Origin of the sequence: Candidatus Chloroploca sp. Khr17, from assembly GCF_004138165.1 — a bacterium.
Lineage (GTDB): Bacteria > Chloroflexota > Chloroflexia > Chloroflexales > Chloroflexaceae > Chloroploca.
The window spans coordinates 1-25,814 of sequence record NZ_RYFF01000066.1; the positions used below are offsets into that span (position 1 = coordinate 1).

Sequence of the window (25,814 nt, forward strand, 5' to 3'; positions counted from 1 at the left end):
GCAACTCTGTCGAGGTCAGTTGCTCGGCTGGCCCCCAGAGAGCCTGGCAGAAGTAGTCCCCAAACCCTAACGGTCACATCCAGGAAGCCAAACAACTGCGATGTACCGTGCTATAATAGTGGGCTATCCAGAAGTTACCGTGGTTGACAAACTCGTTATTCCGGGTCAGGAGAATCTGCAAGGGCTCTTGCCATTTGTAGCATCGATAACTGGTGAGACTACTCAAAATATGGCTTTTGTAATGAGGTAAAACAAAATTCATGAACGCATGTTTTTCGCAACAAATCTCAAAGAGCTTGTACTGACCCCTCGGGAGATAGTATGACAACCACTATTGAATTACACGTCCGCCAGCTCTCTGACGAAAGCCTCATTGCTGATGCTAAGTTGACGAGTCACGTCAGCGCAGCCCCTGCGGTACTAGCTTCCAACGCGCCCGTCCTGATCGATATCGGGGGATTGCTTAGTGTCGCCAACGATCCTGTCGTCTATGGGGCACACCTCAGTTCGCAACTCTTCGCAGATCAAACCCTTCGCGACGCATGGCTTAGGGCCTACGCCTACGCCTACGCCGCAAAGGATACCCTCCAGCTACGTCTACATCTCGATAAATCCGCTGACCACCTGCACGCTCTTCGTTGGGAGACACTACGAAACCCTGAGACCGATCAACCTATCGGGCTCCACGAGCAAATTCGTTTTGTACGCAGCCTTGACAGTGCTGATTTAACACCGATTGTCATATCTCCTAATCCCGCCTTACGCGCCCTAGTTGTCATAGCCAATCCATCAGATCTTGCACAATATCGCCTCTCCAAAATAGATGTGGATGGGGAAGTGAGCCGTGCCAGAGAGGCGCTGAATGCTATTCCAACAACTATTCTAGCAGACCACGCCGAAGCGGTCGGGCGAGCGACTTTAGCGAATTTCACCGCGCAGTTGCGCAATGGCCCGCATCTAGTTATCCTCGTTGCTCACGGAACGTTACTCGATTCACAGCCAATCCTCTGGCTCGAACAGGAAGATGGAACTCCTGATCCTCGCTCGGGTTTGGAGTTCGTTGCTGCCATTCAGTGCCTTTCGATGCGTCCGCTATTGCTTGTACTCGCCTCTTGCCATAGTGCTGGCACTGGCTACGACGGCACGCTAAACGCATTGGGGCCAGGGCTTGCCCGTATCGGAGTGCCAGCTGTACTTGGATTCCAAGGGGATGTGGCGATGAGCACCATCAAGGCGTTTTTGCCACCATTGATCACTGAGTTGTGCCGCGACGGGCAGATCGACCGGGCCTTGGCTGCAGCGAGGGCCGCCCTTGGCAGTGCACGACCTTGGTGGCAAGCTGTGCTATGGCTGCGAACCGACGGACGGCTATGGGATGTCAGCAACGAGCATTCTACCGGGGTGTCTCTGCCTAGCGGTGTAGCGCAGATGATTAGGGCCACTCGCAAGAGTAGCGTGCGAAATGTTACTCAATCAGGGGAGGCGGGAAGTCATCAGACTGTCAGTGCTGACGAAGAGAGTGAGATCGCAGATGCTCACCAGCGTGGTCGTGGGCCAACCGAGTCATCAGAAGATAGGCCCAAAAGATAACAGCCTGACTGAAAGGGCAAGCAAGATCGCAACACGGAGATCTGGCAGATCGTTGCCCATTTATCTTTCCATACTAAAATTCTATTGCACATGAGCGATGAATCGTGTATGCTACGAATTCAGATACCTGCCTATAATTATTCCTGAGAGTAGCAGTGGACAAGTCGTCTCAGGGCATGCCAATTGGGTCTTGAGAACGGCATACAATCTCGATACATTGCGTATCGGCACCCCCGCTTAGGACAACACATTGATGGTTATGATCACCTCGTCCATCCCTACGCCTCAGACTACCACCCTTGCGGTCATCTGAGGCGATGACAATGTGTGCCACATTGGGACTGTAAGCTGTACTCATGAATGTTATCAGTTATTAGATGGAGAATATTGCTGCCCGTATTTGCGTCGACTTGGCAGCGTATACTTTAGAGAAAAAAGTGTACGCTGCTGTATGCCTAGGCTGCTGTTGCTGATTCGAAGTCTGCACAGCCTACTGGAAAATCGGGAGGGATTAGCGTTAAAGAAAATGTTCCATCCTACAGAATACAGGTCGATTCATCAAAATGGGAGGTGAAACGTAATATGACTACTATTCCTCTTCAGATCGAGTTTATGTTGCGATCTATAGACGAAAGTACGGTTTCTGTTGATGTAAGTATTCAGGCGTCCTGGAGTAATAGTCGACCTGTCATCGCTCACAATGAGTTAATCAAATTTGATTTGAATGAACTGGCAAGTAATGCATGGAATCCCGATCACTATGGCGATAAGCTTACTCAAACGTTTTTTAAACCACAACCCCTCCGCGATGCCTGGATTAAAGCAAAAGCCCAGGCTGAAGTAATTGGATGTCCAATTCGCATACGCTTACGCATTGATCCTCAATCATATTATCTTCATACTTTACGCTGGGAAACCCTTCGTGATCCCGACTCCCAATCTCCACTATCTTCTAGTCGGCGCATGCTGTTATCTCGTTACCTCGACTCGAGTGATCTTAGTCGGGTTCCCATTATTCCGCGATCCGAATTGCGTGCCCTTGTGTTGATAGGCAATCCTGCTGATATTCAGACAACATATGGCCTCCAACCATTAGCAGTAGCTGGTGAAGCCGAGCGGATACGAGTTGCATTGACTGATATAAGTGTTTGTTTTTTGTCAAATGAAATTGGAAATAAAAAAGGTTCATTAAATTCACTTATATCCGAATTAGAAAATAATTATTATCCGATTGTTTATTTCATGTGTCATGGTAATATCGAAAATGATGATGCTATCTTGTATATCGAAAAAGATGATGGAGAATGTGATCCTGTCTCCGGCACCATGCTGGAACAACTTATTACGGATCTTAGCCCTGATCACAGACCTCTGCTCATTGTGATGGCAGTATGTCGTAGTGCAGGTAACGGGTCTGATTATATAACTGGTGCGTTAGCACCGCGGCTGGCACGCGCCGGGGTTGCCGCAGTGATTGGTATGCAGGGCGATGTCCCTATCGCAATAATTGAGCAGATGATGCCGCGCTTTTTTGAAGCTCTCGCTGAAGATGGAACAGTTGACCGTGCCCTCGCACTAGCCCGCGCTAGCTTAACAAAAGACGATGCCTGGTGGATGCCCATTCTTTATTTACGGGCAAATGATGGCCGTATCTGGCAGGCTAAACAAGGTGATGTTCAGGTTGCGTCTACCGGTCTACACGCACTCCACGAACTCATGCAGCAGCGGATAGAACTGCGCGTTATGCTTGCCAACTATCATGCCAACTTTGGCATGACCCATAACCAGGTGAAGATTATTGCTACGTACAAACTGTTGCATGATCTTTGGCAACAACTGGAGAGTTTCGTCAGGCTGCTTCATCTGGCTGCACGTCGACTAACCGACAGTGAAGAGGCCTGGGAGGACCTTGAGTTGCATGAAATCGAAACGCGACGCCTGATTGAGCGTTTGCTGGGTGTTGCCAATCAGTTCAGCCTTAAGGCCGAGGAAAGTGTTTGGATGCGACGATTAGAGCATCGGCGTGATGAGCTACGCCGCTCGATTAAGCAGTTCGATGGGGATCTCTTGCGAAAAGTGTTGAGCCAGTTCGATGCTCTGCTCTCTGCACAACTAATGCGAGTCAATAGCGAACTCGTGGCTTCTGTGGGTACACTTCGTCTTGTTACCCTCGTGGGAATTCTGAGTGAGGCGCATAGACGCTTGCTATTGCTCAACCATCCCGCTGATCTTGACAATTCACTTGGTAGGCTTACTTCTGGTATTGAGGCGCTTGAGCACCTTGCGCAACAACTTGACAATCAGGTTCGAGCGCATAACCTCTTTCAAGTCTTGGATCATGAGTTGCGCGGCGTACGCTCGCAGATCGAGCATCAGCCGCAAGAGCTAGACGATGTCTGGAGCGACCTTGAACCAATCATTACCCAACTGATAGCTCTTGAAGAGCATCGCTATAAGAATCTCTCTGAAAGCGCCAGAGCCTTGCAAGAGAGTCTCACAGTGGGAGATATGCTCAAGATACGCCATTTTAAGCGCTTTATCATTCAGGTCAGCACCAGTTTCAATCAAGCAGACCATCAACTGTTGACTCTCTGCAACGACCTTCAGACAATAGGTGAACCGCTACGCCAGATCGTCATGTGGTTTGAGGAGCGTTAACAAAATAGCTTGGTTATAAGTGGAGCAGTAACTATGAACAAAGGAATTGATGACCCTTCTGATTGGTCGCTGCAACCTAAGCGGCGTTGGCCGAGCTTACAGACATTTTTTGGCAACCTCCGCCAGTTTACTGAGAAGTTGCCGCAGGTAGACCTGAATAGCCTGTTGACGAGTGAAAGTGGGATGGAGTTGCTTCGCACCGTTGTTGATACGGTACGCAAATCACGAGGTTCAACAGGTATATCAAACGAGTTGCACATTGGTCCATTTTTTGCCGTGGCAGCCCAACTTCTCTCGCTGAGCGCGTTACGTGTGTTCCACATTCGGCTTATGAACCAACGTCGGGAAGCACTGCAAGACCCATCAGATGAAGCCCTTTCTATAGTGCTTGATGACATTGAGCGATTCATAGAAATGCTCCGCCTTGCCGGTCGGATCATTGATGACAACGATCATCGCGATGAAGTGCAAGAACTGCTTAGCTTCTGGAACAATGTACTCTATCGCGCTGGACGTCCAAGCACAGTCGATTTCTTAGATGACTTCGATCCTCGTTTGGCGCCAACTATACCCGATCATCTGTGTCCATATCTTGGCCTCAGTGCCTTCCGTGAAACCGATGCGGGATACTTTTTTGGAAGACAACGAAGCGTCACGCAACTCGTTGAGATGCTTGCTACGCAACGGTTACTGGCAGTGCTAGGGCCGTCAGGCAGCGGCAAATCATCCGTAGTACAGGCTGGCCTCATTCCTTCACTTCAAGCTGGAACACTCCCGAACAGTCGTGACTGGTACTATCTTCCAGTTATGGTTCCTGGCAGTCATCCGTTGACAAATCTGGCTGTTGTACTCGATACTCCTGCTGTCCCTCCTAATAGGGTTTCTTCGTCCCTTTCAACACCGCCTTATGACACTGGCGTCGTACAAGTTAGTTTGTACGCAGGAGAAAACGCCGGATTAATCTCTGAAATCCAATTACCTTCAACTGCTATTCATCGACGTGATCAACTGCGCATAGATGGTAACGCTGTGCTTGCCATGATTCCCGCTAGTCTTGCACATCCTGTTGTCCTGATCATCGATCAATTTGAAGAGTTGTTCACTCTTTGCACTGATGAGGCAGAGCGCAAGCAGTTTCTCGCTGCGCTGCTGGCTTTGGTGACTGATCCTGGCGTACCTCATCGTGTCATTCTGACGATGCGTGGTGATTTTGAACCCTTTATCACCCGTGCTGAAGTTTTCCTCCCGCTCTTTGAAGCCGGTCGTGTAACTATCGCACCTTTGAACGCTGCCGAATTACGAGAAGCCATTGAGCGACCAGCTGATAAAGTAGGCTTGCGTTTTGAAACAGGTATTACCGAAAACTTGCTCCAAGAGCTTCTTGGCGAACCGGCAGCACTTCCGCTTCTCCAATTCACGTTGTTGAAACTCTGGGAACGGCGCCAGCGGAACCGCATTACACTTACGGCGTATCAGGAAGTGGGTGGTGGTCGGCGAGCGCTCGCAAAAGCGGCTGATGCTCTCTACGCAAACCTTATTCCCGAGGATCAGATGACCGCACGGCGTTTACTTCTGCGCCTGGTTCGTCCAGGCGAGGGGCTGGAAGTGACGAGCAATCGTGTCCGTCGTGCCGATCTGCTCACTCTGAGAGAAGATCCTGGACGAATCGAGCGCGTGTTAACGAAGTTGGTTGATGCTCACCTTGTGCGTTTAACATTCAGCAAGGTTCCTGACGACGATCAGGTTGAGATAGCTCATGAAGCACTCGTGCGCAATTGGCCGACTCTCGTTGAGTGGCTCGAAGATGAGCGATTAACCCTACGTCAACGCCAACGACTCACAGCAGCAACTGAACAGTGGGCACGTCACGGGAATGATCCGGGGGCTCTGTTACGGGGCGCATTACTTGATGAAGCTCGGCGTTACGATGATCTAAATCTCCTGGAACAACAGTTTGTACAGGCTTCGATCCATGACCAGAAGCGTGTCGAACACGAGCGCGAACAGACGATCCACCACCTTGAACAGTTGACCAAAGAACTTGAGCAGCAGCGTCGGCGTGCTGATATTCAACGGCTCGCTTTCGCCGCACAAAGTTTGACTTACAACGACCCAGAGTTAGCGCTACTGCTCGCAGCCGAAGCAGCTACTCGTGAGGACACTCCACTTACGCATCAGGCACTTCGCATAGTACTCACAAAGGCCGAACGGACACCGATCGTTCTGGATGAACATCGCGCTCCGCTGATCGTCGGCGCAGTTAGTCGCAGTAAACCCTACTTTGCTACTGGTGCTGCGGATGGCTCGATATGTCTATGGTCATTTGAAGGCTACCTGTTGCAACGGCTGAATGGACATAAACATGTTGTTGAGTCAATGTCATTTAGTCCCGATGGACAAAAACTGCTGACTGGTTCACGGGATGGCACCGCCAGATTGTGGGATCTTGACAAGGGCAAAGCACAAAGGATTGTGCGAGAGCATACCGATACCGTCAGGGCTATCTGTTGGAGTCCGGATGGAAAGTCCTTTATCACTGCATCACACGATACACGTGCAATGGTGTGGTCGGCCAATGGAAGCCTGCGAACAGTCTTGGAAGGACATCGAGACTCGATCCGTGATGTGGACATTAGTCCAGATGGAAAATGGTTGGTCACCGCATCGCGTGATCATAGTGCCCGCTTATGGACCCTAACGGGACACCTAGTGGTTGAATTGACCGGTCATCGCGATGGGCTGACGCAGGCAAAGTTTAGCCCGAATGGTCAGCAAATCCTCACCTGCTCATGGGATGGCGATGCGCGCCTCTGGTCAATTCACGGGAAAGGCCGAGAAGTTCTCCCCCTTCAGGGGCATCGAGGACCCATTACAAGTTCGGCCTTCAACAAGGATGGGAGTCTGATCGCGACAACATCATGGGATGGTACTACGCGTATTTGGGATGCTACCGGACGTTCAGTTGGCATATTGACAGGACAAGCAGGACTCATTCGTTGTGTGGCCTTCAGTGATGATGATCAATCAGTTATTACGGGGTCTTCTGATGGAACAACCCGGATTTGGGGGTTGCATGGTAACGAAATCGCTGTCCTCGGAGGGCACACTGAGCAGATTCAGTATGTAAAGTTCTTGCCTGGTAGTCATCGCGTATTAACTGTCTCGCGTGATGGTACTGCTAGAGTTTGGGCTGAACCTACCAAGCCATATGAAGTCTTTGATGGTCACACCAGTTCTATTAATGCTGTCGCCTTGAGTCCTGACAACCATACGATGGCAACAGCCTCAGATGATGGCACAGTATTGCTCTGGTCAGGCGCCACACTGAGTCGTTGTGTACTGCGCAGTGGTCAGGTACAAAAGGCCCTTGACTTCAGCCCTGATGGTAGCCTCCTTGCGGTTGGGGGGGAGTTAGGTGCTTTTATATTCGGCATCCATGATGAAGCTCATGTGGTGGTGTTACCCCATAGCTCATCGGTAATGACGGTCTCATTTTCGCCTGATGGGCAACAGATTCTTACTGGTGGTGCCGATCATCGAGCATTACTGTGGTCAACTGACGGAAAATTGATCAGAACTTATGAAGCCCATAAAGGGATAGTTCACGCAGTCGTTTGGTTTCCTGATAACTCTGGGCGTAGTATAACGGTGGCTGCTGATCGATCAGTTTGTGTATGGGCATCGAATGGGCAACTCCTTGCACACCACTATCGTATGCAGACTGGTAGGTTAATCAGTGCGGCGATGAGCCTGGATGGACGTAAATTGATTACGGGTTCTGCTGACAAATCTGCTCGAGTCTGGGATGTCGAGACGTGGCGTCTTGAACGAGAGGTTGTTCATAGCGGTTGGGTTGAGGGTCTAGCCGTCATGCCTGAGGGTCAAGGTTTTGCGAGTGCATCTCGTGATGGCATCGTGCGCCTATGGTCTTGGGATGGCGAGCTTGTAAACATGCTGCGTAGCCACATCGGGGGAGCGCGTAGTTTAGCTTTCAGCTTGGATGGACGGTCAGTGGTTGTTGGTGCTGGCGATGGGAGTGTTCGCCGGTATCCGATACGAACAGAAGATCTGCTTGATATGGCCGCCACGCGTCTTGGTCGAGGACTTACTGAGGAGGAACTCTTTCTCTTTGGCTTGACTTCTCCACTATCGTTCCAAGCTCACAAACACCGCCATCCATTACCTCGTATTGGTATTATGGATGAGGATTGAACTGTTCTGCATCAGCAAGACACGCAGCGGCGAGGTGCGCTTGGATGCCCCCTTGAGGGTCTTGGTGATCTTATGGTTGTGGATCAACGAGCATAGGTTTGTATAAGGATACCCATAATGCGTCGCATACGACTTATGTTGTTCATTGGTCTGTGTAGTTACTGGCTCTTGCTCGTTTCATCAGCGCAGGCCCAGGGCAGCCTGACGGCGACCCCCATGCGCATCAGTGCCGGTGGCGTGACGGGCGAGCGCCTGACGCGCACGACGGTGATCCGTGCCACCACGCCGATCACCGGGCTGCAAGGGCTTGCCACCGATCTGATCAGCGACCAGGGCCAGGTTATTCCCGCGCCGCAGATCACGATCCAGACCTCGGCAACTCAGGTGGCAGCTGGCCAGGTGCTGACCGTGACGACCACCTTTGATCTGCAGGGGAGCGCCAGCGGTGCGTATCAGGGCGAACTGCTGCTCACCTCTGCCAACGATGTCCTGAGTCTCCCCGTGACGGTGCAGGTCAAACACCCCTGGGGCTGGGCGCTCGCGGTGCTGCTGCTCGGCATTGTCGGCGGCGGCATGCTCACCTATTATCGCCAGCAGGTGCGCCCGTACGACGACATCCTCATTCGTGCCGGGCGGCTGCGCAGTCAGGTGCGCACCGATCTCAAACTCGTCAAGAACTTTCAAGAGCAGATCGAGCGCTTGTTGATGGATGTGGAAAGTGCTTTACAGCGGTCTGACCTGGAACAGGCGCGTGACTACATGGGCAAAGCTGAACATGTCTGGCAGTATTGGCGACGTGATCGAGTCAATTGGCAAGAGCAATTTGATTTTATGGATGAGCTTAACACCAGGATCGCATCATCTGATGATAGTTCCGCATATATCCGCAAAGTAGAACAGAATCTCAAGGATGCTGCTCGTGATGCAGTCCTCCACCCGGAAAAGTTTGATGAATTCGCAGGCCGTCTGAAAGGACAAGAGTATGCCTTCAAGGATTATCAAACTATCTGTGCTAAGCTTCAGGATCTGCTTCATCAAAGTATCAATGAGTCTCTGCTCTCTCAACGTGTCGAGACGCTTAAAGAGCGCCTCTCGAATCTTGATCCAAATGACAATATCAACCGCAATTTGCTCAAGAAAGATCTTCAGGCGTTAGCTGATGAGATCAGAACGAAGGCACCAGGACGTACTATCGTTGATGATCCTCTCTTTGGTGGGGCACTCGATGCACAACCCGGACTCTTCTCCTTTCCCAATATGCCAACTTTTGCGCCAATCAATACGTCAGAAGCGCACGGGCAACAGGCGAGTTCCCGCCGTTTCTTGGAACTCTGGCTCAGTTCGGGCTTTCTCATCTTGCTCCTTGCGCTTGTCGGACTCGGTCAACTCTACGGTAACACCCCCACCTTTGGCGCAAATCCCTGGGCCGACTATGCTACCTTGCTCGCCTGGGGTTTTGGTATCGAAGCAAGCCGTTCGGCAATTACAGGATTGGGCAGCAAATAGCAAGAGGTTCGGAACCGCGTTTGTGTTATCATTGCTTATGAGAAAGTAAGGATCATCTCACCGTTGTGCTGCTCAAGGTAATTCTATGGTGCTCTGAAGTTGTGTTCAGGATGCGTATGACCACGCTGCTTGCAGGAACCGAAGTTCAAGCTCGTGGGTTGCGTTGGGAGGTTGTCTTTATCAGACAGCTTTGGTCAGCAAACCCTCTATTGCCTTCGGGGGCTTGATGAGTCAATGCGCGGACTAGAACTCTTCGAGGAATTCTACAATTGGAGTGTTCGCAAGCAACAGTTTCAAATTGGTCAACTCCGTGAGATGAGGGAGTGGATGCGGAAAGTACCGCTTATCCCAGGTGGGCAGAGTAACTTGACACCCCTTGCGCGGGGATCTGGGAGATCGAGGCAGAGCACAGGTAAAGGTCAAACCTTTTCCTACCTATCGTCTGATCTCGCAACTGCCTATAAACACTTGAAGACACTGCTAAAATCTAATGTAGTAATCAGATGCTCAGGCGGCACTAGAGCTTGACGCGGCAACGGTGCACCTGCTGCTCAGGCGCCTAGTGGAAGAGGGTGTGGCGCGTCAGGAGGGCGAGAAGCGGGGGAGGCGGTATCGGCTAGCATAGCAACATTTGTATAATATCAGGCATAATCGAATTTCTTCATACAGAGAGGTACGTGATGCAATATGCTGAATTAGAGCTAGGACTACACTGGCGTGACATTGAAAGCTATGCGCTGGAGCTACGATTCAGCTTGACGGGAGATATGGTCGATATCACACTCTCGCGTGACGAAACTAAGCCGATTCAGATTGATAACGAACAACTCCTTGTTCATTCACTTGATCCAGATGCTTACGGAAGATATCTAAGCGAAGCATTATTTGCCGATCCTCTTGTGCGTAAGGCATGGGATCAGATTTCCAGTGTTACTCTATTCAATCAAATACCACTGCGCATCCGAATTTACGTTGGCACGAGCGCACCAAATTTGCACGGTTATCACTGGGAAACTCTGGTCAAACTAGATGACAATACCCCCCTGTTTATGGGCGAGTTGTGCTATTTCTCACGCTATTTGAGTAGTCGTGATTGGCGTACGGTAAAACCTCGCTCCCGAACCAGCATCACCGCATTTGTTGCAGTCGCAAACCCACGAGATTTGGCCGATTACCAACTAACACCAATCGATGTAGACAGCGAATTGGCATTGGCTCGCGAAGGGTTGGCAGGCTTTCCAACAGAGGTGCTCGCCACTGCTGTGACACACCGTTCAGTGACACTCAACAACCTTATTGCCGAAATGCTTCACGGACAGGATATCCTCTATCTCGTATGTCATGGCAAGCTCATTTCAGGTGAAACCTGGTTATACTTGGAAGATGAACATGGCAATGCAAAGCCAGTCGCTGCCAATGAGTTGATAACCCGGGTTAAAGAACTAAGTCGGCGTCCCTTGCTAGCTATCCTCGTAGCATGCCAATCGGCAGGTTCAGGACAGAGTGGTACAGACGAACGCGCTCTGGCAGCACTCGGACCACGCCTAGCCGAAGCTGGCATCCCAGCGGTTGTGGCAATGCAGGGTAATGTAACGATTGATTTTGCATCTCAATTCATACCAATATTTTTTCGCGAACTTCAGCAGGATGGGCAAATTGATCGCGCTATGGCGCTTGCTCGGGGCACCCTGCGTGCTCATCCTGATGTCTGGAAGCCAGTCCTCTTCATGCGTTTAAAGAGCGGTCGGATCTGGTATTCACCAGCTTTTGCTAGCGATCAGCGGGGAGATGGAGACGATAAATGGCCTGCACTGCTGACAAGCATTCGCACGGAGCGCTGCACCCCTATCATTGGCCCCGATATTGTCGAGCCCCTCTTCGGTTCACGTAACGACATTGCCTGGCGTCTGGCACGTGAGTGCGAGTATCCTATGGATGCGCACGATCGCGATGGCTTGCCACAGGTGCTACAGTACCTTGTGGTAGGTCAGAAGCGCTGGTTTGTGTTTACGAGACTCGTTGAGCAGCTGTATCAGGGGATCCGCGATCGCTATGACAAGATCCCGCAACACCTGCAGCACCATGACCTCAAGACTCTCAAGCCAGGGAAAGCAGTTGAGCTCCTTGATGAGTTAATGGTGCTTGCCTGGGAGCAGCGTAAGGGCCGCATAGAAGCGGACCCACATCAGGTTCTTGCAGAACTTGACTGCCCTGTCTATGTAACCACTGATCCCAGCAGATTGCTTGAGTTGGCACTTGAGAAAACTGGGAAGAGACCAGTAAGAAGAATTTGTCCCTGGCACCCTGCGATTATTCGGCAGCCCAGGTTATTTGAGGTTGATTATGAACCAGACATAGAACAACCCCTCGTCTACCAGCTTTTTGGTAGTCTGAGCTACCCTGAGTCGCTAGTCTTAACTGAGGATGATTTCTTCGACTACTTAATTGGCGTAACCCGGAACAGTGACAAGATATCGCCGATCGTTCGCGAGCGGCTCGTGGACAGCTCATTGCTGCTGGTGGGCTTTCAAGCCGAGGACTGGCATTTTCGATCTTTATTCCGCTTCCTGATGGCACAGGGCGGCGCTGAAAGCCTTGCATATTACTCGCACCTTGCCGTGCAAATCGCACCAGAGGAAGATCGGTTTCTCGATCCTTGGCGCGCCCGGCGTTACCTGGAAAACTATTTTCGCCACGATCGAACAGATATCAGTATCTTCTGGGGCAATGCAGAGGATTTCGCGCAAGCACTTCAATCTCGGTACCGAAGGGAACTACGATGAGCATAGAATTGCCACCTCGGGAAAACCCCTTCGTCGGCCCACGGCCCATCCCACCCGACCGTCGTCTGTACGGACGTGATCACGAACAACGCGAGTTGTTACGTCTCTTGGTGGCCGAGCGAGTAGTGCTTTGCCACGCGCCTTCTGGCGCTGGAAAGACGTCGCTGATTCAGACTGTCTTGATACGGCAATTGAGGGAAAAAGGGTTTCACGTTGTACCTCTCGTTCGTTTGTCGTTTGAAACTCCTCATGATCAGCCGATACCGAATAAAGCTAATCGTTATGTATTGAATACGCTTCGTTGCCTTGAAGCTGAGCGCGATCCTGACCAGCAGCTAGCAGTTACGCAGCTTGCTAATTACTCCTTGTCGAGTTACGTTGAAAAGTATGTTCGATCTGAATACGTAAATGAACGTGTTGCTGTAATCTTTGATCAGTTTGAGGAAATTTTCTCACTCGATCCACTGAATTATGATGCGAAACTAGGCTTTTTCACCCAATTAGGAGAGATGCTAGCTGATGAGCGTATCTGGGCACTCTTCGCGATACGTGACGACTATCTCGGGGCAATCGAGTCATATGCTGACGCACTCCCAGGGAGATTTAAGACGACATATCGCCTGCCATTCTTACAGCGTCGTGCAGCGATCGAAGCGATGCGTAGAACCGCAGCGGAAAAAGGTGTTGAATTTACACTAAAAGCCGCTGTGTATTTAGCGAAGGATTTACGGCGCATTCGCGTCGTTCGAGCCGATGGAAGCACATACGAAGTGCTTGGTCGCTATATTGAGCCAGTACATCTGCAGGTAGTGTGCTATCAGTTGTGGGAACGCCTTACTCCTGACGATCATCAAATTGATCGGACAGATATTACGGCGGCGTTTGCCGATGTCGACAGTGCTCTGGCTGACTACTACGACGAGCGCGTTGTAATCATTGCTTCCACGACGGGAACGCCTGAGCGCTCCATCCGTGAATGGTTTGACAAAAAACTCATTACGAGCGATGGAGTGCGAGCGCAGGTACGTAAGGGGACACAAGAGAGTGAAGGACTCGTAAATACGGTGATTGGCTTCCTTGTGGACTCGCGTCTCGTACGTGCCGAGCAACAGCGTGGCGCGAACTGGTTCGAACTGGCTCACGATCGCTTGATTCAACCTATCCGTAAGAGCAATGCGCAATGGCAGGAGTTGCATGCCAGTACGCTAACAAGACAAGCTGAACTGTGGCAAAGCAAAGGGTGCCCGGACGGTATGCTACTGCGTGATACTTCTCTCCAAGAGGCCGAAGCGTGGGCTCACGCTAATCCGAACGAGATCCACCAGATCGAACGCGAGTTTCTTGATGCGTGTCGCTACCTACGTGAGAAAGATGAGCAAGCTCAGCGAGAATATGCTTTATTGCAGGAGAGAGAAGAGGAAAGCCGCCAGAAGGTGCTCGCTTTGCAGGAGAGAGAAGAGGAAAGCCGCCAGAAGGTGCTCGCTTTGCAGGAGAAAGAAGCACAGACCCGTCAGAAATACGTCATCGCCGTAGTTGCCTTGGTTTTGATCATCATTGCGGCGTTGACGGCCTTTATTCAGTATCGCGAAGCCTCCAAAGCTGCTGACAAAGCTGAAGCTGCAGCAGAACGTGAACAGATTGCGCGCGAGATAGCCGAGTCTTCGGAAGAAACGGCAGTGGTCGCCCGGGCAACCGAAGAACAGGCTCGTGGCGTCGCTGAAACGGCAGTTGCCAACTCGGAACAGAGCGCCCTTGAATTAGCTAAACGCGCACTTGTTGCTGATGCCCAGGCAGCGCTGGCCGCCGGTAATATTGATCAGGCGCTTGCTCTTGCCGTGGCGGCTGCATCTGCGGAAAATCCTCCTCGCCAGGCCGAAGTTGTTCTTGGTCAAGCCATAGACAGCGCTGCAACAGTACGGCTCTTTGCTGGTCTTCCAGAGACGACCGCACTGAGTGTTGTGTCCAGCAGTAACGGTGACACGATTATGTCTGGTCACCAGAACGGCTCAATTAGAATTTGGGACAAGGAAACCGGTCGGATCGTCGATACTCTTGCCGGGCATACTGGGGGGGTGCGCCAACTTGCCCTAAGCCCTGATGGACGTTTGCTCGTGTCTTGCTCTGATGATCGTACTATCCGTCTCTGGGATCTGAACACAAAGCGGGTGATCAGAGTCCTAACAGGCCATCGAGCAGCGATAACGACAATCAAATTCAGCCCAGATGGACAGACCATATTATCAGCTTCAAACGACGGCTCAGTGCGCCTTTGGGACGTGGCAAGTGGTGATGAGCAAGAGAGGTTTTCTGGGCTTGCCGTGGCAGCCTACTTTCCCGATGGCTCCACCGTAGCAGGTGCCACTGACAATAATCGCATCATTCTCTGGAACCTTGCTGACAGACGTGAGCTGCAGACCTTCGAAGGGCACACAGCCGCAATTCGTGCTCTGGCGTTTAGCCCTGACGGTCAGACTCTTGCGTCAAGTTCGCAGGATACCACCATTCGCTTGTGGAACCCTTCTAATGGGCAGGAACGCGCCAGATTGCAGGGGCATACAGCAACGGTCTGGAGCATCGCGTTCAGTGCAGATGGAAGACAGCTTGCCTCAGCAGCGGCCGACAATTCTATTAGACTCTGGGATGTCGAAAGTGGGCGAGAACTTCGTCGCTTGATAGGCCACGGAGGTTCGGTCTTTGATGTGAAGTTTATCGCTCGTAGTGAGCAACTCATCTCGGCCGGTGAAGACAAGACCCTGAGGCTCTGGGATCTCGCTGACCATTCGCTCATCAGTGCGTTAAGCGGTCATCAAGGCGATGTTTATTCCCTTGCAATTGATCCTACAGGGTCGTTCCTCTTGTCTGGTTCTGCAGATAGAACCGCCCGGCTCTGGGATCTCGCTACCGGTCAATTGGTGCGAACCTTCAGCGGTCATACCGCGGAAGTGCTTTCTGTTGCTTATAGTCCCGACGGTCGTATCATAGCCTCTGGCTCTGCGGACAATACGGTTCGTGTTTGGGATGTCAGTTCAGGTCAGGAATTGCGAAGACTGTCCGGCCATACGAGCAAAATCCAAGTGGTTGCCTTTAGCCCAGATGGCCGTCGACTACTCTCAGGCTCTGGCGATAGAACGATGCGCATTTGGGCCAGTAGCACAGGTGACGAGTTGGGTGTCTTAGCGGGACATCAGGCCGGTATTGTTGGTGCAACGTTCAGCCCTAATGATGAGGGGCGCTTTATCGCCTCAGCGTCTGAAGACCAGACTATCCGGCTATGGGACACCGTGAGTGGTCAAGAGATACGTCGCTTCGAAGGTCATGCAGCTGTAGTCCTTGCTGTCGCCTTTACACCAGATGGCTCACACCTTGTTTCGAGCTCTGCGGATCGCACCATTCGGGCCTGGAGTGTTGCAAGCGGTGAAGAACGTATGCAAATCTCCGGTCACACGGCGGGTGTCTGGTCGATTGCGCTCGATGCAGTGCGAGAAATTGCCGTGTCAGGTTCTGCCGATAACACCGTGCGCCTTTGGGATCCAGCGAGTGTCCAGGAACTGCGCCGTTATACAGGTCATACTGAACGTGTGTGGAGCGTCCTCTTCTCACCAGATGGGCGCACTATTTTATCAAGCTCATCGGATGATACCATCCGAGTCTGGCGCGTTGAGTCGCTGTGGGAACTGATCAATTGGGTGCGCACAAATCGGTACATTCCTGGCTTGACTTGCGAGCAGACACGCCTCTATCGACTTGATGCACCTTGTGTTGAAGTATCGCCAACGATCACTCCGGGGCCTTGAAGCAGGTCGTAACCTAGCGGTTTGTATTGTCAGAAACCGCTTATATTAAACCTGTTGAGGATCTCATGAGCACCATCCTGCGCCTATCTGAACTATTTGCACGAAGCGATGAGGCTCTTGCTGCGACAGGCATTCTGCTGACGAAGAAGCCTTTCCGTCTGGATGCCACCAATGTTGAAACACTTAATACTACACAACTTGATGCTCTTTTGGGCGCACTTCCTTTGGAATGGGGTATCACGAATCTGGCTGAGGTTATTGACACGAGCACGCTTCATACCATTGTTCACACACAATTGACCACCTGGTTGCACCGACGCCTCGGCGCTGCCGCTCCGGACGACCTGCCGGATGAGCGGTCAGTTCCCGAGACCGTACGCATTGCTTCCGGCGCGATCCATCCCATCCGAGCCCTCGATCGCGTGATCGAAGAATATCGCGACTACCTGCGTGATGAGTTTCACGCCAGAGATCCCGGGCTCAAGGAAGCACTCGCGCAAGAGTTGGCAACTTCCGGCTTTCTGGCCCAGGAAACGTTCTTCCAGGCTCATCGCCCTTTCAAGCCCGGCAAACGCTGGCGCGATCTATCCCTTGATGGGCACCTGGCCGGGGTTATGGAACGCAGGGCTGTTCTACACGCCTACTTGCACCAGTCCGAGGTAATTGAATATCTGCTGGGGCCGAATGCCGACCCAATCGTTGTGACAACTGGCACCGGTAGTGGTAAAACTGAAACCTTCTTCCTGCCAGCTATCCAGAACGCCATTGATGATGCCATCCGCTACAAACATCCCGGTCTGGCTGCCATTCTTGTCTACTCGATGAATGCACTAGCCAATGACCAGATTGAGCGAATCACTGTGTATCTCAGCGATTCTGGCTTTAGTGGCACGGTTGATGTCCGTCAATATGATCGCGGCACTAGCCAGAAAGAGCGGCACGAGTTGCGTAGGCATCCGCCGCATATCCTGCTGACCAACTACATGATGCTGGAGTACCTGCTGGTTCGCCCAGTCGATCGCGACAATATTTTCGCCAATCAACGCTGCCGCTTCCTGGTGCTCGACGAAGTGTATACCTATCGAGGCACACTTGGCAGTAGCATCGCGCTGCTTGTGCGGCGTCTCACGGCACATCTTGGCCGGGCGCAGCAGGATTGGCACCAAACGGTTCCGCCCGCTGAACGCAAGCACCGCTTCCCAGATCTTATTCCGATCAGCACATCTGCAACGATCAAAAGCCTCGCTGAGGGAAATCTCGCTCCTAATGAGCAGTTCAAGCTGCGTGATCAAGCCGTACAAGGCTTCTTCAGAACCTTGACCGGAGCAACTCCAGAGTCAATCCGGGTAATTGGCGAAACACTGGAGAAGATCCACCCTCCTGTGGAGGCCTATTATTCAGCTCACCCAGGCATCGTGAATGCTGCCCAACTCGAGGTGTCGGACGCATCTGCAGTCCATCAAGCATTTTGTGCCTTGAGTGACCTGCCCGCGCAGACCCCGCTTGTGGAAGCGACACAGCACTCCCGTCTGATCTGGGATCTGAATCGGTTGCTTTTCACCACGCCGTTATCACCATCACAGATTGTTGAGCATATCGGGGCAACTGTGCCTGAGCGCACCACGTTCGCAGAAAAAGATGTTGCTGCCGAGGTCAAGGCTGCGCTCACCTTTGGCGCAGCCTTGCCCGATAATACGCCTGGAGTGCTGCGCTTACGGGCACATCGGCTCATTCGCGGGGGTTGGCAGTTTCACCGTTGCCTGAACCCGGCGTGTGGCAAGCTCTATCCTATGGGTGAGCGCCAGTGTCACGCCTGCGGCTTCCGCACAGCACCGCTATATCTCTGCCGTAGCTGTGCTGCGGACTATCTCCGGTTCTCTGGCGAAGACCCGAAAGATCCAACCGTCGGGGTTCTTACCCCAAGCGCGACCCCGAACGAACCAGCGGAGTGGTTGCTCTACGAACCCCAACGGTTTGATCTAGCAGCCGACGACGCAGAGCTTGATGAGAACGATGACGCTCCCGAGAACCTCGGAAGACGTGGTACACCGAAAGCCACCAGCCAGATGCGCGGTCGGCCTGTTGAGCCCGACTTATTCGATCCACAGACTTGCCTGCTCAGCCGTGATAAACAGGCGTATCCGCTCCCGGCCACCCTGGCCCCGGCGCGCACCCACATTACTCCTCAGGGTCTACCGAAACAGAAAGCGGTCGATGCGCTTATTACTGGCGTTCGTGCCCAAACCGCACATGCGCTGGAGTTGGACCAATCGGCGTGGGGAATAGACGTGCTGCATGTCGCTGAATTGACAACTGACGAACCGCGCTGCTCACCCTGCCTGGCTGATGCGCCAGGACGAACCATCCCGGCAGTTACCTATGCTGGCTTTGTCGCCATCCGTGACAACGGCCCCATCCTCGACGAGGAAGAGCGCTTTGCCGTTCGCAACCGGGTTACCGGCCAAACACGGTTTGAGCCGCACGGTTTTTACCCACAAAAGCAAGTACCAGTGGCCCTCAATGCAACCAGTGCGCCGATCTCGGTAGCTGACTTCGCCCTCCCTGATCGCCGCCTAGCCATCTATATTGATGACGCAGCTTTTCACGTCGGGATCAATATGCGCCGTGATCGAGCCATTCGCACACGTCTGCGGAATGGCGCGCCACTCTGGCAGGTGATCGAGTTGCGGGCGCATGATTTGCGCCGCGGTGCCGATATGGTGCAAGAGATGCTTGACCTATCCAAGGAGTGAAGGTGTATGCACAGCAATGAATTAACACCATTAGCTACTATTCCAGCGTTTTCCCGAGAGATTCTTCGCACGTTGGCAGATTATTGGATTACGACCGCTGAGGAATTTATTGCGACGGCACGTATGCGTAATCCCGTGTATGAAACGGGTCTTGGTGCGCTGGGCGCAGTGCTCAATACCGATCAACGAACCGTACAAAAGCTCGTTGAGGCTGCTGTGCATGCGTCCCCGGCAGCAGCAGATTTTGGAAATCCGCTTGAGCACGATACAGAATTTCCTGGCGGACTCATTTTTGATTCCGAGTTTGATGAAGGGCTTGATTTCAGTCGAACGCCACCTACGTTTGATGCCCCATCATTACCTGCTGCTTGCTCATTGACTCATCGCTTTCCTGTCGTTGGCAATCAGGGACAACGTTTGACCTGTGTAGCATTTGCCCTCATTGCGATGTACCAATGCATGAGTGGTGACCCCACCGATTTGTCTGAGCAGTATCTCTTCTGGCTGTGCAAGGAACATGATGGGGCAAAACACGATGCGCAAGGGACGCGCGCTAGCGTTGGAGCCGCCATGATGCAACAGTTTGGGGTGTGTCTTGAAAGCTTCTGGCCCTATCAAATGAACCCTTCAGCCGACCGACACAACATCGGTCAAGGCCCTCCTGATAATGAACCTGTCTTGCAAGATGATGCACAGAAGCGTCGCATTACGACATATCATGTCCTCGAACACCCCCGTGATGTTGCTACGTTGAAGTCCCATCTTGCTTCAGACTGTCCAGTCCTGATCGGTCTTACGTATCAGATGCATTGGAGTAAGTCGCGTCAGGTGACTCGCCTAGGACGCCTTCGCCCGCCACTTCCGGGCGAACATGATGTTGGTGGACATGCAATGTGTCTGGTGGGCTACTGTGACGATGAAACGGTACCAGGCGGTGGATACTTCATCGTACGGAATAGTTGGGGCATTGAGTGGGCCAGCGAAAATTCAGATGGCGCTGGCTATGCACATCTGCCGTATGCCGTCCTGACTGCCCAGAATCGTATTGTTGCCCTTGTGCTTAAAGGTGCCACCTCGCAGGCACGCAGGCTGGAAGAGCGCGACACCGAAATGGATGAGCGCTACCAGCAAGCTCTTGCGGCAGGCCTGAACCTTCCCGTTGCCGTACAGGCGCGTCTGATCGCTGCGCTTGCTGCCAATGTAGCCACTGGCATTGATGCGACTGGCAGGACGAAGCCCCTCCTTCCTTCAGGCGATACGGCAACGCCACCCATCCCTGTGACAAGCACGTGGTTTGATGCAATTGAACGCGAAGAGAACCCACTTGCATGGATGATACCGAATGGCATTGATCCCACGATTGGTCGTGCGCGTTATCGCTTTGACCTCGCAGGGGCTCGTAGTACAGCCGCAACCAATGCTTGGGATAAACATGATATGGAGCGAAAGCTGCACGAGCGACGTGAGGGTCACGGCAAACCAACGCTCGGCCTCATTCATGGTTTCGACTACGGCGAGTTGGCGATCGCCAAGAAAGGCGCTGGCTGGGGACTGGTTGCTTGTGCGCAGGATAGCGCACAATTGCTTATTGCCCTATGGCCGTTGCTGAAGCTTCGATGTGAACAACAGGGATATGCACTCCCGCCGGAGCCTCGCCAGGATGAAACCTGTGGTGCATGGCTGCGCCGCGTGGTAGGAGATGCATACGTCGATTCTCCACTCAAGGCACCAAGCCCTGTGCCCGTGTTTCTCTTTGACGCGAGTCGAGGTGAAAACGGCGAGGCCTATAACCAGTGGGTTGCGCGTCATGGCATTGGTGCTGATGCTGGAGCTGTCGATCCCCGCCGTGGCCTTCCCTTCTATCTCCTGCTAGCAGGACGCCCAGGGCCACGCTACACTGGTGATCCTCATATTCCCTTTCGTCTTCAGTATGATCTTGATCTCTTCTGGGGGGTCGGTCGCCTCACCTTCACCGACTTGCTCGGTGAGCATCGCTACAGTGCCTACACTGCATATGCTGAAGCGGTTGTCCGCGCCGAAACGGGTGCGATGACCCAACGAGCGCGTGAACTTGTCTACTTTGGGCCACGTCACAACCTCGACCGGGCCACGGCCCTGAGTACGACCGAACTGATCGCGCCACTATTGGACGGGAATGACGGGCAGGTTCCACTTGCCACACGCTTTGGGTTTACTACGCGCACCTACCTGGAAACGAACGCCCATCGCACAGCATTAGAGCGCCTCTTTCAGGGCCAAGACCATCAACCGGCCGTTGTCTTCAGTGCCAGTCATGGCATCGATCTGCCCATCGGACATCCCGACCTGATTGCCCAACAAGGCGCGTTGCTCTGCAGTGACTGGGACGGCTTTGGCTCACCCCGACGCGATCACTGGTTTACCGGAGATGATCTTTCGGGAGATGCACGGGTTGAAGGCCTGATCGCAGTAGTCTTTGCGTGTTTTGGACTTGGCTGTCCTCCGATCGACTCATTCCGCATACGCCGTGATGGGCCACCCACCGCACTTGCACCGCATGCATTTGTAGCGCAGTTACCGCAACGGATCCTCGAGCGAGGCGGGCTTGCCGTGATCGGCCATGTTGATCGTGCCTGGAGCTACTCCTTCCGTGATGAAATGCTGAAGGTGCCGCGCCAGGCGCAGGCCTTTGAAGATCTCTTAAGCCGTATCCTTGATGGCAAACGGCTTGGTGAAGCAACGGATCAGTTCAATATGCGGCAAGGCATGACCGCGGTTCACCTTACCGAGTTGCTTGACAAATACCGGCATGCTCAGGGCAATCTTGAGTTTGAAATCCAACGCATCGGACCGCGCTGGGCGGCTTTCAGTGATGCAAGGGCGTATGCATTGCTAGGTGATCCTGCCGTTCGTATTGTGACCAGTCCAGCACAGACTGAGGAAGAGACAGGATGAAGACGCTCTTCGAGCATCCTCCAAAACCGCCGGATCTATGTTTACCCCCTTTGTCAAGACCACCAAAGGACGAACATAGGGCAATGGCATCTTAAATTCGAAGCACGCGTTCCAGATAGGTGTCATTGAGTGCGGCACGAAAGGCGTTCTGCCTGCTATGAAAATTCCCTCCTGGCGAGCCGCTATCGAGATCAGGCGGCAGCCAAAGCCGGGTCGGTCGCAGGCCGCTCCGCGTCTCGCACCTCGACCGCAAAGCCGGGCGTTTCGAGGCGTTGTACCAGCCGACGGCGGGTCCGCTCGCGGTTGACTTGGTCGAAGTAGTCGTGCCCCAGTTCCTCGTAGGTCGTGCCGTCTTTGATCAGGTAATAGGCGATCTGGAGTAAGGTGCGCGCCACTCCAACGGACGCACGCTGCGCCCCACGGCGATTGGACAGACGATAGTTGCCCGTTGTTTGCCACCGGTTTCGTTCTTCCCTGGGGCGAGGCCGGCCCAGGCGGTCAGATGTCCAGCCGTGGGAAAGCGCTCCATGTCGACCCCAATCTCTGCGACCATCGTGAGCGCCGCCGTGCGGTTGACCCCTGGCAGCGTGTCGAGGCGCTCCACGGCCGTTGCAAACGCAGGCAACTGCTCCACAAGCGTGTCGATACACGCCTCAAGCGCGGCCACTTCTGCATCAAGAACATCCAGGTGCCCCAGCAGGCGGCTCAGCAGAAAGCGGTGATGCTCCTGAAAGCGACCTTCCAGCGCTCGCTCCAGGTCGGCCTGCTTCTTCTGCAGTTTGCCACGGGCATAAGCGGCAAGCACAGCGGGGTTCGTCTCGCCCTTCACGAGGGCGCGCAAGATATCCTGCGCGCTCAACCCCTGGATGTCGGTGACGACACTGGCAAGCTTCAGGTTTGCGCTTTCGAGCACGTTCTGGATGCGGTTCAGGATACGGGCGTGTTCATCAGTGAGCGTTTCCCGGTAGCAGGTGAGGTCGCGGAGGTCGCGCTGTTCTGCCGACGGGATGGAGCTGGGCTTCAACAAGTGGCCTCCGCGGCTTGGGCTTCATACAGTGTTGAGCGCGTGACATCCAAGACGCGGCAGATGCGGCGGAGCGATGCCGTGGGCATCATCTCCTTCACTCGTCGCGCATCTGCCGCATCGAAGGGTTTGCCTTACGGGCCTCCTTGAGGATGTCGATGTCCATGACCAGATCGCCAACCTTGCGCTGCAGGCGCGTGATCTCCTGATCCTTGAGGGCCTCATCATCCAACGGCCGGCTGCGCAGGGCGTTCTCGGCGCCGCCGAGGAAGCGCTCGTTCCACTGCTCGATCTCGGCGACGGTCAGTCCGTGTCGGCGGGCGGCCTCGTCCGCGGTCGTCTCGCCGCGCAGGATCTCCAGCACCAGGGCGACCCGGCGCTTGGCTGCCCAGCGCTTGAGGGTTTCGTCGTTGGTTGTCTGCTCGTTGCTCATCAGCTCCACCTTCCTATCTGACTACTAGTCAGTATGTCATCGTGGTGATCTGACTGTCCAGGGGGGCAGTATACGGTTAGGCTTCGCCGTTCTCGATACATTGGCCAAGCCAAAACCCACGTGCAACACATGCTGATTGCGGTAGCCATGAATATCCTTCGCGTCGTGGCCTGGGTGCAAGAGGTTCCCCGAGCGACGACACGTGTGTCACCATTTGCCCGTCTGGTCGCCTCGTTGAGTTGAGCGCCCCGCTCAGTGAGCATAAACCAGCGGTATCTTGTAAGCGAGGCAGAGTGGGATGTGTCGGCAGAGTTGGTCTTGACTCGGCCTGCTGGAGGCTGCCTGACCGCGCCAGGACACACCCAAAACCTTTGACACTCGTTGTGTTATTTTCGTCCTTTGGTGGTCTTGACAAAGGGGGTAAGCATAAGTATGCCACGGGTGGGCATCACGCTTTGTCCGCGTCCTGACGCTCTCCCTCCAAGTGTTAGTTACTCAGTTGCTCTGGCGGGTGTACCGTGTGAGCTGCTTCCACCACTGACAAGCTTCGTGTAATATTGACAACCAATAGAAAAGCAACACTGAAATCAGTATGCCATGGTGTTTTTGAAAGTACAAAATTTTACTTCTATAATAATAGAACTGTCGCTTCTGGGGAACTTGTTCACTACTTTTTCCTTGATGGTGAATTATACTAGTACTTCCATTGTAAACAATTTTCCATCCGCTCTCTTTTGCCCTTCTGCACCAGTCAGTGTCATCATAGTACATCCAAAATCGAATATCTAAACCTCCTATTTGCTCATAAACTTCTCTTCGCGCAAGGAGAAAAGAACCTTGCAGCCATTCCACGTCTACAACTGCATCATCTCGCTCATTCTTTACATAGTAATAATCTAGAACGTCCTTAGGAACATATCGTTTCATCCACACAAGATCGGATAAACCATTTACAAGAAAACCAACAACAATCGTGGGAAAGCGACGACGTGTATCTTGAATTGAGCGATCACTATTGAGAACTTGAGGGCCTACTATCCCAATCCTTGGATTATTGTCCAAATAGGAAGATAAGACTTGCAGAGTATCAGGTAGTACTTCTGTGTCGGGATTTAACAACAACACATAACGCCCCCTTGTAACTGCTAATCCGATATTAACTGACTTTGTATATCCCGTATTTTCTGTTTGTTTTATTACCTTGATTTGCGGGTATTTTGAGAGCATATCCAAAGTATGATCAGTGCTGCAAGAGTCAACAACTATAATCTCAGTCCTCAATATATTTTTATTGGTAGTTGTATCGTCAATTATCAGATTAGAGGAAAATACGCTTTCTATGCATCTAGACAAATAATCGGCAACGTTCCAAGTTACAATGACTACAGAAACATCAATAACCGATGAAGGACGCTCATTACAGGGGGGCGGGTAATGCATATGGGTGTACTTCGATTGTTAACTGCGATCTAAAACTCTTCGGATTGTAGTTAAAGCATCAAATTTGTCTACAAAATCAAGCTCTCTTAATATTCGCATTGCATCATTTACCACCCCTTTCATGCTGCACAATGTAATGGCTTCTTCATATGCTAATTGGGATAACTGCAAAAGATATTCACATTGATCGTCTGTTGATAGAAGTGCCAATCCAGAAAACGCCAACCCACGCGTGTATTTTGCGTGAAACGCAGATGGAGATTGTTCTATTAGCTTGTCTGCGTGAGAAATGGCACTCGTAAGAGCCATCTTTGCTTCGTCCGGTTGATCTAACCTTGCTAATATTACTCCTCGGACGACCGCGGCAAGGTGATTATGTTTCGGTGTTCCTTGGACATGTGCGACGGCAATCATGTCTAAAGACTGTTTTAATTCTCCTTGATACAAAAAGAGTTGGGCAAGTGTTATGGCGCATAGTTGAGAAGATTGTGGAATATCTATCTTTTTTGCAATATAGCAGTCCTAGATGGTTTGTAAACCAGGCGGCGATTTTGTGGTATCATCTCCCGGACGTACCGTGCTTACCCTGGGAGGATGACCGATGGAGACTGACCTGCACGCATTTCTCCAAACGACCACCGACGTACGCGAGTATCGACGCGCCATCGCGGTGCAGTTGGCGCTCCA

At 52.5% G+C, this 25,814-nt stretch carries 13 protein-coding genes and 1 pseudogene; 9 read left to right on the top strand and 5 right to left on the bottom strand.

Annotated elements, in window-relative coordinates:
• The first annotated feature begins 321 nt into the window (after positions 1–321).
• The 8 genes from EKD05_RS22700 to EKD05_RS22735 all read left to right on the top strand — a co-directional run bounded on the left by EKD05_RS22700 (position 322) and on the right by EKD05_RS22735 (position 22,230).
• Positions 322–1,590 (top strand): CHAT domain-containing protein, encoded by a 1,269-nt coding sequence (locus tag EKD05_RS22700; RefSeq protein ID WP_129677474.1) that lies wholly within the window; start codon positions 322–324, stop codon positions 1,588–1,590.
• Positions 1,591–2,172: 582 nt separating this feature from the next.
• A complete protein-coding gene (locus EKD05_RS22705; RefSeq protein ID WP_129677477.1) occupies positions 2,173–4,248 on the top strand; it encodes a CHAT domain-containing protein in 2,076 nt (691 codons plus the stop codon).
• 33 nt (positions 4,249–4,281) lie between these two features.
• Positions 4,282–8,460 carry a WD40 repeat domain-containing protein gene (locus EKD05_RS22710; protein ID WP_129677479.1) on the top strand — a complete coding sequence of 1,393 codons (4,179 nt, stop codon included), beginning with the start codon at positions 4,282–4,284 and terminating at the stop codon, positions 8,458–8,460.
• Positions 8,461–8,577: 117 nt separating this feature from the next.
• On the top strand, positions 8,578–9,966 hold the full coding sequence (locus EKD05_RS22715; protein WP_129677481.1) for a hypothetical protein: 1,389 nt from the start codon (positions 8,578–8,580) through the stop codon (positions 9,964–9,966).
• Positions 9,967–10,646: 680 nt separating this feature from the next.
• Positions 10,647–12,749, top strand: coding sequence for a CHAT domain-containing protein (locus tag EKD05_RS22720; protein WP_129677483.1), 2,103 nt, complete (start codon positions 10,647–10,649; stop codon positions 12,747–12,749).
• Complete coding sequence (locus tag EKD05_RS22725) at positions 12,746–16,543, top strand: NACHT and WD repeat domain-containing protein (protein WP_129677485.1); 3,798 nt, start codon at positions 12,746–12,748, stop codon at positions 16,541–16,543. The genes EKD05_RS22720 and EKD05_RS22725 overlap by 4 nt, the downstream gene beginning before the upstream one ends.
• 65 nt (positions 16,544–16,608) lie before the next feature.
• On the top strand, positions 16,609–19,296 hold the full coding sequence (locus tag EKD05_RS22730; RefSeq protein WP_129677487.1) for a DEAD/DEAH box helicase: 2,688 nt from the start codon (positions 16,609–16,611) through the stop codon (positions 19,294–19,296).
• Positions 19,297–19,302: 6 nt separating this feature from the next.
• On the top strand, positions 19,303–22,230 hold the full coding sequence (locus tag EKD05_RS22735; RefSeq protein WP_129677489.1) for a C1 family peptidase: 2,928 nt from the start codon (positions 19,303–19,305) through the stop codon (positions 22,228–22,230).
• Positions 22,231–22,421: 191 nt separating this feature from the next.
• Here EKD05_RS22735 and EKD05_RS22740 read toward each other — a convergent pair whose 3' ends face one another.
• From EKD05_RS22740 to EKD05_RS22750, 3 genes are all read right to left on the bottom strand, one after another.
• Positions 22,422–22,625 carry a hypothetical protein gene (locus EKD05_RS22740; protein ID WP_129677491.1) on the bottom strand — a complete coding sequence of 68 codons (204 nt, stop codon included), beginning with the start codon at positions 22,623–22,625 and terminating at the stop codon, positions 22,422–22,424.
• On the bottom strand, positions 22,589–23,254 hold the full coding sequence (locus EKD05_RS22745; RefSeq protein ID WP_165360912.1) for a transposase: 666 nt from the start codon (positions 23,252–23,254) through the stop codon (positions 22,589–22,591). The genes EKD05_RS22740 and EKD05_RS22745 overlap by 37 nt, the downstream gene beginning before the upstream one ends.
• A 97-nt stretch (positions 23,255–23,351) precedes the next feature.
• On the bottom strand, positions 23,352–23,687 hold the full coding sequence (locus EKD05_RS22750; protein WP_129677495.1) for a DUF1153 domain-containing protein: 336 nt from the start codon (positions 23,685–23,687) through the stop codon (positions 23,352–23,354).
• A gap of 87 nt (positions 23,688–23,774) precedes the next feature.
• On the opposite strand from EKD05_RS22750, the pseudogene EKD05_RS27320 reads away from it, so the two are divergent.
• Positions 23,775–23,930 (top strand): annotated as a pseudogene (locus EKD05_RS27320) (hypothetical protein); the annotation flags it as partial.
• 252 nt (positions 23,931–24,182) lie between these two features.
• Here the strand turns inward: EKD05_RS27320 and EKD05_RS22760 are convergent.
• Complete coding sequence (locus EKD05_RS22760; protein WP_129677497.1) at positions 24,183–25,127, bottom strand: glycosyltransferase family 2 protein; 945 nt, start codon at positions 25,125–25,127, stop codon at positions 24,183–24,185.
• A gap of 18 nt (positions 25,128–25,145) precedes the next feature.
• Complete coding sequence (locus EKD05_RS22765; RefSeq protein ID WP_129677499.1) at positions 25,146–25,541, bottom strand: hypothetical protein; 396 nt, start codon at positions 25,539–25,541, stop codon at positions 25,146–25,148.
• Between the last annotated feature and the right edge of the window lie 273 nt (positions 25,542–25,814).